The sequence below is a fragment of the Paenibacillus sp. NRS-1760 genome, assembly GCF_050467785.1.
Classification (GTDB): Bacteria; Bacillota; Bacilli; order Paenibacillales; family Paenibacillaceae; genus Pristimantibacillus.
Genome location: NZ_JBITPK010000031.1, coordinates 1 through 12,356, shown reverse-complemented (window position 1 = coordinate 12,356; position 12,356 = coordinate 1). Strand labels below are relative to the sequence as shown.

Below are 12,356 nucleotides of genomic sequence, written 5' to 3'. Positions count from 1 at the left end.
GTGCAAAACGCACAATGAAGCAAGACTCCCACTCGCAGTGGGTTTTAGTGTTTCCATGGAGGATTAGCTCAGCTGGGAGAGCATCTGCCTTACAAGCAGAGGGTCGGCGGTTCGATCCCGTCATCCTCCACCATTACTTTTTTAACAGACCATTGTTCCTTGTGAACAATGTTTTTTTATTTTCAGAGAGCTTTTCACTGGAGATACGTTAATTTCATATGAACGAATTCAAAAGGGCTGCCCTCTATCCTGAGAAATGGATAGCAGGCAGCCCTATTTTGCTTACAAGGGGCGTAACTCAGCTGATCAGTTACAGGATTAAAGATTCATTGATGCCTACTGCTGTATTACAGCGTCCACCGCCGAGTATGGACCCTAGAAACAAGTAAGCTGGACCTACTTGTTCAAAAGCGCTACGGTTACTCCCACAGCCGAATGGAGACGGCATGAAACGAGTCCTACAACAGGGGTTAAAAGAAAAATTTTACAATATAATAATTTTCATTGAAATTACTTTAGCGCTAAACTATAATAGTTAAGTTCTAAAGTAAATATATAAGGAGTGGAACAAACAGATGAACCAAGCAGAAGGCATGAAAGTACGTTTTTGGCCAGTAATGACTGCTATTTTTATCGGGTCCTTTTTATGCGTATTGGCTTCGGCTACGATAAATTTGGCGCTCGAAATTTTGAAGGACCATTTTGATACGACTCTGGGCTCCGTTCAGTGGACGTTAACTGGCTTTATGCTCGCAATGGGAACTACAGCTCCAATTGCCGGTTATTTAGGGGAGAGATTCAGCTATAGACGACTATACTTATTCTCGTTAATTGGGTTTACCTTAACGTCAATATTGTGTGCATCGGCTTGGAGCGAAGGCTCACTCATTTTGTTCCGTGTACTGCAAGGGGCATTCAGTGGTTTAATTATACCGGCAACAATGTCGATCATTTATCAAATCATTCCAAAAGATAGACAGGCGATGGCAATCGCATTTTGGGGGCTATCTGCAATGCTGGCTCCTGCATTTGGACCTACAATCAGCGGTTGGATATTGGAGAACATGAATTGGCATTGGCTGTTTCTGATGAACGTGCCGATCGGTCTGATCGCAATCGGCTGCGTATATGCATACATTCCTTATTATCGGATGAACGTTCCGAAGAGCTTCGACTTGCTAGGTTTCCTAACGGTTATCATGAGCAGCTCATCCTTGCTGCTTGCACTGGGGCAAGGCCATAACTGGGGCTGGAGCTCATGGAAAATTGTTTCATTGTTCGTAATCGGCGGCATTTCACTGATACTATTTATATGGCGAGAGCTGCGGGCTGAAACGCCGCTGCTTAATCTACGCGTATTCAAAAATGGTCGTTTTACGCTTAATGCCATTATCGCTAATATTATAACAATCAGCTTGTATTCCGGAACATTGCTCACACCCGTATTTCTTCAAAGAATACAGCATGTATCCGCGATGGATACGGGCATGATTTTATTGCCGGCTTCACTGGCAATGGCTTTGCTTATGCCCGTTGTCGGCAAGCTGTACGGCATCATTGGTCCGCGCTGGCTGATGTCTAGCGGCATTGTGCTGCTGACAATCGGTACGCTGGCGTTAAGCTGGCTAAGTCTTGATGTCTCGCATGCCTACATCATCTGGTGGATGATCGTTCGTAACATCGGGATCGCACTTGTCGTAATGCCATCAAGCAACGCCGCAATGGAGCAAATTCCAGCGGAGCTGTCGGGGCATGCTTCTGCGATAACGAACTGGACGCGTAACGTGTTTGGCTCATTCGCGATTGCTATCTTTACAACGATGCTTGCATCAAGATCGATTACACATGCTACCGACTTCATGAAGGCTGGCGATGTTGATAAGCTGCACATTGAAATGATGTCCTTCACGATGAGCATTAACGATGTATATGTTGTTGCTACGTTGGTAGCAGTCGTCGCATTGCCGCTTAGTTTATTCGTGGGCAAGGCGAAGCGTAAGGATGACATCAAGGGCAACGTGGTAAAAGAAAAAACAATAACAAAACCAGTACCATCCCCAGTTTCTGCCAAATAATAAGTATTGCGTCGAAAGAGCTGTTATAAAAGCCCTTTCGACGTTTTTTTTATAAAATTGTTCTTTATTAAGAACCGACTCGGTGTTATATTATAAATGTTCACAGTATGAGACGGTACAATAATAGGATTATTTTATAGACACGGGGGTAAAGGCAATGATAAACAAAAGTAGCTTGAGCGGGGACACAATTCCTTATATGTTGCAAAAAAGAGCAGCAGATTATCCTCATGATGTGGCATACAGTTACCCAGCTGCTGATCAGCATTATACATGGCTAATGATTTGGGAAGAGGTGCGCTTGCTGGCGAAAAGCTTTATTCAACTAGGGGTCAAAAAAGGCGACTCCATTGTAATCATTATGCCTGGTAGGGCGGAAATGATTATTTCGATGTTTGCAGCGGCCTGCGTTGGCGCTATCATTGTTCCGCTTAATACATACTCTAAGAAACAAGAGCTTGAGCATTATTTAAAAGATTCTCGCCCTGCAGCCATCATTATGGGAGCTCAAGGACAGCATGTCCATTATCCAACGATCATGCAGGAAATAATAGTGGATTTGCATAAAGAGGGAGTAGATCGGAATTGGTTCCCGAAGCATATTTTTGTACTGGAGGAAGAGGGAAAAGCAAACGAGCTATTTCAGCCCTATTCAGATTTACGGCTGCTTGGAGCAGCTGTAGATGAACAGTCGTTTTTAACTGCCTGTGATATGAATGTCTCAAGTGATCCGCTTATTCTGCTTTATACATCGGGTACGCTGGGCCTTCCCAAAGGGGTATTGCGTTCCACGGCTTCCTTCTTATTAGCTGTTGAAAATGCGGGTAAACCTAAGAAAAGCATTGCCATGCTTATGAAAATCAGTGACCGCTTTACTCGTCATTTCTCGGTTATGAATTTATTGCCGCTTTATCATCTAGGAGGATTTGGTACATTATTTGCAAGCTTAAAAACATACAATATTAGAATGGTCATGCTCAGCCACTTTAATCCCATAAATGCTCTGTCAGCGGTGGAGAAGGAAAAGTGTAAAGTTCTTATAGGTACGCCATATATGATTCAGCAAATGGTACTTTCTCCAAAAAGAGAGGAGTACAATTTGAAATCACTGCTAGGGGTAGCATTTACTTCAGCAGCAGTTAACAATACGATATTGCAAAAAATAATGAAAGGCTTGAACCTCTACTTTTTTATGGTAAGCTATGGCTCTTCGGAAGCAGGTGCTGTCGCTAATGGGACTTGTTTCGTGAATCGGAGGCAAAATATTATTTTATATTTGCTTTATAAGCTGCTGAGGCACTTAAATCTTTTAAACGGGCTCATTCAATATAAGGAATTCGAAAAGGGGTCCTACAGCATTGGAGGAAGAGTGGATAAGGTTGTAGAGGTGAAAATATTAAATCCGGAGACGGGAGAGACGCTGCCGCCGCATGAGCATGGCGAGATTGCCATTCGAAGTCATCGGGTCATGCGTTACACGAGCGAGACTAACGATAGGGCTAGTATGACGGCAGATGGGTGGTATCGATCCGGAGATTTAGGATTTCTGGATGAACGGAAACATTTAACGATTACAGGCAGGCTTCACAGAACGATTATTAGAGGCGGAGAAAAAATTTCTCCGGTAGAAATTGAGAATGTGCTGCTGCGACATAAAGATGTGGAGGATGCATTCGTCATAGGTGTCCCGGATGAGCTTTATGGTGAGCAAGTTTGCGCTTGTATTGTAGCGAAGCAGGGAGCGACTCTAAGCGATAGTGTGCTGAAAAATGATTTAGCTCCATATTTATCGACGTTTAAGCTGCCGCGTTATTATGTATTTTTGCCTGTATTCCCTCTCTCACCGACGGGTAAAATTTCAGTGGCTGAAATTAAATCGTTGGTTCTGAATAGGACAGGGGAGCTGAGAAGAAATGCGTAAATACTATCCAGGGATAACGTTATTCAAGCTGGCGGGTTCCTTGCTTGTGCTTGTAGCGCATCTTATGCTTTTACGCTATATGGCTTTAATGCCGGGGCAAGCGATTGTCCAGTTTTCTGGTCTTGCTACAAGAATAGTTGTGCCATGCTTCTACGTTGTAGCAGGCTTTCTTGCCTATAAAGGCTGGAGCCATGCAGCAAACCCAAGGCTTTATATTCAAAAATATTTGCTGCGTATCGGAATCGTTTATTGCTTATTTTGTTGTCTGTTTGTTGCAGAGAGCATCGTTCCTAAGCTGATTAGCGACGGCTGGTCGGCAGGAAATCTCTTTATCCAAGCGAAGGTACTGTTTATCGCATTTTTTCTAAACGGACCATTCGTTCAATTTTGGTTTATCCCGCCGCTTGTGTTTGGTATATTAACTGCTTATTGGCTTATCCAAAAGCAATACAGTCGCCTTGCTCTTATATTGACGCTGACTGGATTTATTGGCATGCAGTTTGTTTCAGGAAGCTTAAAAACGTTATTCGGTATAACAGCTGAGAGCTTTCCCGCGATCGACCCTGCCTACATCGATTATTTGTATTTGTTTGCGACGAGATATATCGGCTTTGGCTTCACGTTCGTGGCTTTGGGCGTATTACTGGCAAAGTATGAGACTACGCTTATGCAAATAAAAGTAAAACCAATACTGATTTTTGCATTGGGATTAACGGTAGTGGAGACGCTTCTGCTGCTTCGATTTAGTGAATGGACAACAGATTATAAGCTTGCATTCAGTATGTTGCCGAATACACTGCTTCTTTTTTATGGAATGATTAAAATAGAGCTTCCAGCCGTTCAGACTTATCATAAAATAATCAGTTTGTTCAGCATCGTAACGTTTTTTGGTCATATTTTATTCATGCAGACCAATCTTTCTCTGCTAGGCTGGAGTGTTGACAGCATGAGTGTTTTGCAGGATTTCACACTGATGCTCATGACCTTATTGGAATGCATAGCTGTTACAATGCTGCTGCGTGCAAGCTCAAGAACGTTTTCGGCTCGGCAGACAAGAAATGTGGCATCCTAAGATTAGGGCGTTTTGACCACTCCGCTATAATTTAGCCCGTCATCCGTGTTTATTTCAATGTCGTGGCGACCCAGCTCTTTTTTGCCCGCGAGGGCTGTTACTGAAACCGTAGCTGATTGACTAAGAGAATGTTCTTCGCCCTCTTCAAGAGGAGTCCAGTATACAATGGTACCGGATGTGGTTTTCATGCTTCTTCCTTTTTGAATGACCTTGGAGTCTGAAGGGGACCAAAGAAGAAGATTTCCTGCTGTAACGGTAATTGCAATGATGTCTGCTTCATCTGCAACGATGCGAATTGGAAATCTGGGTACACTGCTCATTAGCGGACTATATTTTCCTAGCGGAAGCTGAGTTTCAGGTTTCATCTCAATCGATGTGCCATCTGCAGCATAGGCCGTAATAACGAAACCGCCAAATGCAGTTTTTTTGTTCTCATGCTGCAATAAGGATGCTCCAAGCACAACCAAAAAAACAATTATACAAGCAGCGGCCGATAGGGTTGCTGTTTTTTTTATGGATAACGTTTTGCGTTTTCTCGCTGACTGCTGCTGTACGTGGTGAAGCATCTGCTTCTTCAGCTCATCGCCAGCCTGAATTTCCTTCATTCCGCTTATGTATCTATTCATTAGCGACTCCTCCAATCATGCTCCCTTTTAACATTTCACGAGCGCGCTTAAGCTGTGTTCTTACTGTGCTCTCGTTTCTGTTCAATAACTGGGCTATTTCTGCGGTGCTGTAATCTTCAAAATAATAGAGGTAAATGACGATCCGGTATTTTTGATCCAGCTCTAAGACGCGGGCAACAACTTCTCTGTTGTCTGAATGCTGGATCGGAATAGATGCATCACGAATGGGAGAAAAGAATCTTTTCCATGAACTGCGCAGCATATCCTTGCATGCGTTGATCGTAACTCGAATAATCCACGCTTTCTCATGCTCGGCCAGCTCGAACGTCTTTTGCAGCTTAACAACTTTTATAAATACCTCTTGGCATACATCCTGAGCGTCTGCGTTGTTTTTAAGATAGGTGAAAGCAATACGCATTATCATATCCGCATAACGTTGAACAAGCTGGGTTAAATATTCATCTGAATACTCATTTGGCATGATCGTCGACTCCTTCACACCTAACACGATCAACCAAGGCAAAATGTTTCAAAACCATAAAAAAACCTGACCGCTGTCGGTCAGGTTTTTGTGAATAAAGTATTATTTAAAGAAACTGTTGAAGATCTTCACTACTGCATCCTGATCATGCGAGATGGACAGCATTACGTAGTTTCCGTTTCTAACAATTTTGTAGTTTTTTGCATCCTCATATTGATCCTGCAAATAAGTTTCAAACGTTTTTTGAATGTCTGCTGCGCGTGCCTCAAAAGCTTTAGCTACAGCATCGTAGCTTTTATCGGATTTCAACTTGACGATAGCGAGCTCAGTAGCTTTAACGTTCATCATCGCCTGCAAGTAGACGCCTTCAGTCACGAGACCATCAAAATCCGTTCCGAAAACATCCTTCAAACGCTCAGCTTCTACATTACCAAGCATCGGAAATTCAAGATCGGTCGTAATTTTAGTCGTGATATCCGAAACCTTAATGTCCGTAGAAGGCTTTACAGGAGGTTTAGTCGTTGCACTAGGTTTTTGTGTAGCACTCGGTTTTTGTGTTGGTTTGACTGTTGGTTTTTGCGTCGGTTTTTGTGTTGGCTTCGCTGTTGCAGCCGGTTTCTGTTCAGGTTTTGCACCTGATGGTTTTTCGGTCGGTTTTGTAGTAGCTGAAGGTTTTACGCCAGCTTCATTTTCCTTGCTTGTGTCATTTGCAGTTGGTTTTTCAGTTGCTGCAGGTTCAGTTGTTGCCTGATCACCAGCAGGTTCTTCCGTAGCAGGTGGAGCTTCGGTTTCCGTTGGAGCTTCTGTTGCAGGAGGTACGGTGGGCTGTTCTGTAACCGTTGTCTCATTTCCTGATGCATTTTTTGCCGGTTCTTTCCCGGCATCGCTGCAGCCTGCAGCGAGCATCGATACTGTGAGTGCGAGTACAGCCATTTTGGATAACGATTTCTTCATATGTAGCATGTATGTCTCTCCTTAAAAAATAAAAGTCGAACACTAGACGACAGTGTTCGACAAAAGGTTGCACATTTACTTGTTATTGGTGATCGAAACTACTGAATCTCTTCACTATTTGTATCGTCTGCCTCATCTTCTTCGGACGATTCTACAAGGCGGAAATCATCTGTTTTGCCGCCGTCCTCCCAGATTTCAACGAAGAGAGCATCGCAGTTGTCAAAGTCAGCTGCTTTCAGCGATAATGCTTTTTCCTCATCTGAGCCTACATACACATTTTCCAAACCATCCTCATTGAATGATTGAATAACATAAATTTTCATAAGGCAAACCTCCAGCATATTAATATTGTAGCAGTATACCATAAAAAGCCGGAGGTAAAACATACGTTCTTCTAACTCGTTTTGAAGCGATTCACGTTATGCTGCAAATCCTCCGCCATTTTTGCAAGTGCACTAGAGGAGGCGGATATCTCTTCGATAGAGGATAGCTGCTCCTGCGTAGAGGCGATAACCTGCTCTGTACCTGCCGCGGAGCTTTGGGTCACCTCGGAAATCATTTTCATTGAACCGGTAATTTCGTCAACTCCGGCGGTTAGCTGCTGCACAGCCGAGGAAACCTTCACGGATTCATAAGCGACATCATTAACGGCATTTTGTATATATTCAAATGATTCTCCTGCTGTAGTAACAAGAGAAATACCTGACAACACTTCCTTGGTTACAGCTTCCATAGACTGAACAGCATTATGCATTTCAATCTGTATCGTAGAGATGAGCGACTCGATTTGCTTAGCTGATTGTGTCGATTGTACGGATAGCTTTCGCACCTCCGTTGCGACGACCTCAAAGCCGCGCCCATGCTCGCCAGCTCTTGCTGCCTCGATAGCGGCGTTCAGTGAGAGCAGATTGGTTTGTGTGGAGAGATCCGATATGACTCCAACAATTTGGTTGATTTCATTTGATTGTCCATTAAGCTCCGCAATAACCGAGGCAAGCCCATTGACCGTATCATTAATTGATCCCATTTGCGCAACGGCTGTTTTAATCGATTCGTTCCCAACAGCCGCCTTATCTGACGCTTCGGAAGCTTTGGAAGAGACTGTATGTGTATTCTCAGCAATTTGCTGAAATCCAATCGACATATCATTAATCGTCTGATAGCTTTCATTCACAAGCTTCACTTGCTGTTCAACGCCAGAGGCAACATCCTGTACAGTAACTGCGATTTGCTCCGTTGCAAGCGATGTTTGTTCAGCGCTTGCACTTAGTTCTTCTGAGGATGCGGCTACTTGCTCCGCATTGGAATCAACTTGTTTAATCAAAGCTCTAAGATTATCGGACATCGTGTTAAACGAACTCGCAAGCATACCCGTTTCATCTTTATTTTTTATAGTAATGGCTTTGCCTGTAAGATCCCCAGAAGCAATCTTCTCCGCAGCTTTTACGACTTGAATAATGGGTCTGGTGATGAGTCGGCCTATTAACAAAGCGATGGATATGCCAAGTACAAGAGCGATGATCCCGAGTGTAATGATGAAGCTGATGACTTCGTCCACTTGTTTGGATGCTTTCGCTGAGCTTATGTTCAGCTGCTCTTGTTGATAGGTTTCCATGTCCGTAAGAATTTTCTCAATCTTTGCTGTTATAGTGCGTCCCTGGTTCGCAAGAAGAGTGGTATACTCCTTCTCTTGATTCTCCTTTTTGAGACTGATAACCTTTTCAAGGAGCTGAAAATACTCATTTTCGATGAGATCGGCTTGCTTGAGCGAGTCAATCATTGAAGGAGTATAGAATGAAGATGCCAGCTGCTTACTGATGTTCATATAATTTTCATGAGCAGCAGTTATCCCGTTAAGTGACGTTTGATCACCAAGCATGGCGTAAACTCGTATGGCAACCTGCTCAGATTTTACAGCTATGACCATGTTCTTAATATGCAGCATTTTTTGTGTTCGATCTTCAATTAATTCTGTATATGTACGATTAAGCGATGTGAGCTGAGTTAAATTAATGCTCAAAATCATAGTTAATAATATAAGAATAGAAATAAATCCTCCGAGCAGTTTTTTGCTAATCGTTAGGTTTCTCATAGGTAACCTCCAGTAAAATTCTTGTTGAAGATGCAATGGGGTATTGGCAAGATGAGCAGGGTTACTGTTGAAATGATCGCCTCAGAAAGAATATGAACGGTAAAATCTAGTATGTTCTAGAAATTTGTAAGTTAGTATATCATATATATTTTCGACAATCTAGTTCGGTAGAACCATGTGAGTAATAGGTATATATATTCACAAAAGGCAAGTATATGACTTGTTCAATTTGAGAAATCAACTAGTCGCTTGAGTAAAGTTGCAAGCATACAGCACTCGTTATTTCTTTTCGTGCAAATATGATAAAATTGTATCAGTATCCGATTTATTGATATGGTTTTTCTGAAATATGGGGAGGGATAAAGTTGCAGCTGATTAATCAAGAAAAGGTGCAGCAGAGGATAGATAGCTTTAAAAATCAGGAACTTTTTATTCATCTTGAAATGACTACAGGTGCTTACGCTGCTCATCTCGACAGTTCAAAGCATCCAGCAGCCAATTTCCTTACGAATGTGGTGATTCGTTATTCTCACGGTTCGATTGCAGGGAGCGGGCCTTATCGGGTTGGCTTGAAAATGTCGCAAGGCTGGGTATACTCGGAGGGGCTTACCCACTGGGATGAGAACGAACCGGAGCGGCTGATTCTGGCAGGTCATGATGGGCAAGGAAAACTTGTCGTATCACTGCAATTAAGCAAGGAACCCTTCTGATGAGAGAGGAGATTAGAAATTCTGTGGGACAAAATAATATTTTAGTTATACTGCCGCATCCGGATGATGAGGCTTTCTCCGTTTCGGGGACACTGGCTAAGCATATCCAAGATGGAGCTCATGTGACCTATGCTTGCTTGACACTTGGGGAAATGGGCCGAAATATGGGAATACCTCCATTCGCCAATCGGGTCACTTTACCCGCTATACGCAAGCTTGAACTGGAGGAATCATGCCAAGCCATCGGCATACAAGATTTGAGAATGCTTGGTTTTCATGATAAAATGCTCGAATTTGAAGATCATGAGCAGTTGGATGGGCAAATAAAAGCTCTTATTCAGGAGCTGAATCCGTCGATTGTATACACTTTTTATCCAGGCTACAGCGTTCATCCCGACCACGATGCATGCGGGGCGTCCGTCATTAGGACAGTCGGCAGGCTGCCGCAAGCGGAGAGGCCAATCGTATATTGCGTAGCTTTTTCTAAAAACCATCAACAAGCGATTGGGAAACCTCAAATCGTGAATGATATTAAACCTTTTTTGCATCAAAAAATGGCTTCGATACAAGCACATCGTTCGCAGTTTCAAGCGGCCGAGTTAATGGGCAATAAAACCCTTCAGGATGCGGAAATACAAGAGCGCTTTGGAACGGAGCGTTTCTGGATTTATCCATTCGCCTAATAAATATTCATAAATAAGATAAGCAGCTCTAAGAAATTGTCCTTAGAGCTTTTTTTCTGTTGATCGGCAGAGAGTTCATCAAAGCATGAAAGAACTAGATAGTTTGAGTTACTCATCTATGCTAGAATGTGGATAAAAAACCAAGGTGGATCTAATGGAAAATCATTCGCTAATTATGGGCATTCCCATCCCTAAAATAACGATGGGTGAAACTGTCGATTTGATTGACGAAGTTATTAAAGAGAAAAAAACAGAGCTTTTCCACGTGGTGACGTTGAATCCAGAAATCAGTATGTCTTGTCAGCAAAATTTAGAGCTTCGTTCCATTATTAACGACGCGGCACACCTTACTGCTGATGGTGCAGGCATCGTCATGGTCTCTCGGTTTAAGGGGAATCCGCTGCCAGAACGTGTTACGGGATGCGATCTTCTGATCAATCTATTGGAGATGGGCAATAGGAAAAAGTGGTCGTTCTATCTGCTGGGCGCAAGTGAGATGACGAGTAAAAAGGCTTTAGAAGTGATCAATTTGAAATACCCAAACGTGTCTATTGTCGGAAGGCATCATGGTTTTTTTGAACCTAAGGATGACGCGAAAATTGTGAATGAAATTGCAAGCTTGAGTCCCGATGTTTTAGTCGTTGCCTTAGGTGCGCCTAAAGCCGAATTTTGGATTCATACGTTTAAAAATTGTCTAAACGCTAGGGTTGCTATAGGCGTTGGCGGGAGTCTGGATACAATTGCTGGAACCGTAAAGCGAGCGCCTGTAATATGGCAAAAGTTAAATTTGGAATGGCTTTATCGATTAATAAAGCAGCCTTCTAGATGGAAGAGGCAATTAATTTTACCTCGCTTTGCAATGAAAGCATTGTTATTCAAAGAAAGAAACTGATTATAATCATGGCTTAATCTACACCTACGGAGGAAGATTAATTGGATCACTTCATTCCGCATAAAATATTTACGGTTTGTTTAATTACGCATGGAAGAAAAGTATTGTTGATGAATCGTACACATGACGATTTCAGTGGATATATTGCACCTGGCGGCAGAGTAGGGTTTTTTGAAGCCTGAAAGATATATGATATTTAATTACATCACTTCTGAATTTGAAGGCGATCTTCTGGCTGATCATAAAGAAGGGAAAGCCGAATGGATACATATCAATGCGTTGGATTCGATCCCTATGCAAGATTCATATAGAAGGCGAATACCGCTCTTTTTTGACGATGGCGTATTTGAAATTCATACACGATGGAAAGAAGATCGACAATATGATGAGTATATCAAAAGAACATAAATTATTTGCCGTATTTTTTTGATCCAATTGGCATTCTAGTCACAAAATATTTTTTAATGAATTCCAACTGTTGACTTTTTGTGGATCTTAACGTACTATTAGGAAAATTATTCAAAACAATATAAATGCGTAGATGGAGAAAAGTAAATCAATACCTACTTACAGGGAGGAAGCGCCGAAGATTGAGAGCGTTTCTGGGAAAAGGGTTGGTTGAAGTTCACTCCGGAGCAGTCCCTTGAAACCAGTAACGGCAAGTAGAGGAGCACCGGTTAGTTAACCGTTATTAATTAAAGTGAGAACATTTCTGTTTTTGTTGCAGAGACGTTTTAATTTAGGGTGGTACCACGGCTTCTCGTCCCTTCGGATGAGGGGCTATTTGTATTTTCAGGGATATTAAATATTATGGCTCGGTAGCTCAGTTGGTAGAGCATAGGACTGAAAA

Annotated in this window: 13 protein-coding genes, 1 tRNA gene and 1 other annotated feature; of the genes, 9 read left to right on the top strand and 5 right to left on the bottom strand. The window is 42.5% G+C overall.

Annotation, left to right across the window (positions count from 1 at the left end):
* Positions 1 to 57: 57 nt before the first annotated feature.
* The 4 genes from ACIFSR_RS34215 to ACIFSR_RS34200 all read left to right on the top strand — a co-directional run bounded on the left by ACIFSR_RS34215 (position 58) and on the right by ACIFSR_RS34200 (position 5,068).
* Positions 58 to 133, top strand: a tRNA-Val gene (locus ACIFSR_RS34215).
* 442 nt (positions 134 to 575) lie between these two features.
* The gene (locus ACIFSR_RS34210; RefSeq protein ID WP_339207089.1) at positions 576 to 2,075 is read left to right on the top strand and encodes a DHA2 family efflux MFS transporter permease subunit; all 1,500 of its coding nucleotides are present in this window, start codon (positions 576 to 578) and stop codon (positions 2,073 to 2,075) included.
* A 157-nt stretch (positions 2,076 to 2,232) separates the two neighbouring features.
* Positions 2,233 to 3,996, top strand: coding sequence for a class I adenylate-forming enzyme family protein (locus ACIFSR_RS34205; protein ID WP_430063703.1), 1,764 nt, complete (start codon positions 2,233 to 2,235; stop codon positions 3,994 to 3,996).
* A complete protein-coding gene (locus tag ACIFSR_RS34200; RefSeq protein WP_430063701.1) occupies positions 3,989 to 5,068 on the top strand; it encodes an acyltransferase family protein in 1,080 nt (359 codons plus the stop codon). The genes ACIFSR_RS34205 and ACIFSR_RS34200 overlap by 8 nt, the downstream gene beginning before the upstream one ends.
* Before the next feature lie 2 nt (positions 5,069 to 5,070).
* On the opposite strand, the gene ACIFSR_RS34195 is transcribed toward ACIFSR_RS34200, so the two are convergent.
* The 5 genes from ACIFSR_RS34195 to ACIFSR_RS34175 all read right to left on the bottom strand — a co-directional run bounded on the left by ACIFSR_RS34195 (position 5,071) and on the right by ACIFSR_RS34175 (position 9,221).
* Positions 5,071 to 5,694 carry a hypothetical protein gene (locus ACIFSR_RS34195; protein ID WP_430063699.1) on the bottom strand — a complete coding sequence of 208 codons (624 nt, stop codon included), beginning with the start codon at positions 5,692 to 5,694 and terminating at the stop codon, positions 5,071 to 5,073.
* On the bottom strand, positions 5,687 to 6,175 hold the full coding sequence (locus ACIFSR_RS34190) for a sigma-70 family RNA polymerase sigma factor (protein ID WP_339207096.1): 489 nt from the start codon (positions 6,173 to 6,175) through the stop codon (positions 5,687 to 5,689). Before ACIFSR_RS34190 ends, ACIFSR_RS34195 begins: the two co-directional genes overlap by 8 nt.
* Positions 6,176 to 6,277: 102 nt before the next feature.
* The gene (locus ACIFSR_RS34185) at positions 6,278 to 7,138 is read right to left on the bottom strand and encodes a DUF4358 domain-containing protein (RefSeq protein ID WP_430063697.1); all 861 of its coding nucleotides are present in this window, start codon (positions 7,136 to 7,138) and stop codon (positions 6,278 to 6,280) included.
* Between the two features lie 89 nt (positions 7,139 to 7,227).
* Positions 7,228 to 7,452, bottom strand: a complete 225-nt coding sequence (locus tag ACIFSR_RS34180) for a hypothetical protein (RefSeq protein ID WP_339207098.1) — start codon at positions 7,450 to 7,452, stop codon at positions 7,228 to 7,230.
* A 71-nt stretch (positions 7,453 to 7,523) separates the two neighbouring features.
* A complete protein-coding gene (locus tag ACIFSR_RS34175) occupies positions 7,524 to 9,221 on the bottom strand; it encodes a methyl-accepting chemotaxis protein (RefSeq protein ID WP_430063695.1) in 1,698 nt (565 codons plus the stop codon).
* A gap of 365 nt (positions 9,222 to 9,586) precedes the next feature.
* Here ACIFSR_RS34175 and ACIFSR_RS34170 point away from each other — a divergent pair, with 365 nt between their 5' ends.
* The 5 genes from ACIFSR_RS34170 to ACIFSR_RS34150 all read left to right on the top strand — a co-directional run bounded on the left by ACIFSR_RS34170 (position 9,587) and on the right by ACIFSR_RS34150 (position 11,914).
* Positions 9,587 to 9,931: a YojF family protein gene (locus ACIFSR_RS34170; RefSeq protein WP_076271788.1), complete on the top strand. Its 345-nt coding sequence runs from the start codon at positions 9,587 to 9,589 to the stop codon at positions 9,929 to 9,931.
* 23 nt (positions 9,932 to 9,954) lie between these two features.
* Positions 9,955 to 10,614 (top strand): bacillithiol biosynthesis deacetylase BshB2, encoded by a 660-nt coding sequence (gene bshB2, locus ACIFSR_RS34165; RefSeq protein WP_430063693.1) that lies wholly within the window; start codon positions 9,955 to 9,957, stop codon positions 10,612 to 10,614.
* Between the two features lie 154 nt (positions 10,615 to 10,768).
* A complete protein-coding gene (locus ACIFSR_RS34160; RefSeq protein WP_339207102.1) occupies positions 10,769 to 11,506 on the top strand; it encodes a WecB/TagA/CpsF family glycosyltransferase in 738 nt (245 codons plus the stop codon).
* Positions 11,507 to 11,547: 41 nt separating this feature from the next.
* Positions 11,548 to 11,688: a hypothetical protein gene (locus tag ACIFSR_RS34155; protein ID WP_430063691.1), complete on the top strand. Its 141-nt coding sequence runs from the start codon at positions 11,548 to 11,550 to the stop codon at positions 11,686 to 11,688.
* Positions 11,678 to 11,914, top strand: a complete 237-nt coding sequence (locus tag ACIFSR_RS34150) for a hypothetical protein (RefSeq protein WP_430063689.1) — start codon at positions 11,678 to 11,680, stop codon at positions 11,912 to 11,914. The genes ACIFSR_RS34155 and ACIFSR_RS34150 overlap by 11 nt, the downstream gene beginning before the upstream one ends.
* 121 nt (positions 11,915 to 12,035) lie before the next feature.
* Positions 12,036 to 12,277: a binding site (T-box leader), on the top strand.
* Positions 12,278 to 12,356: the final 79 nt, after the last annotated feature.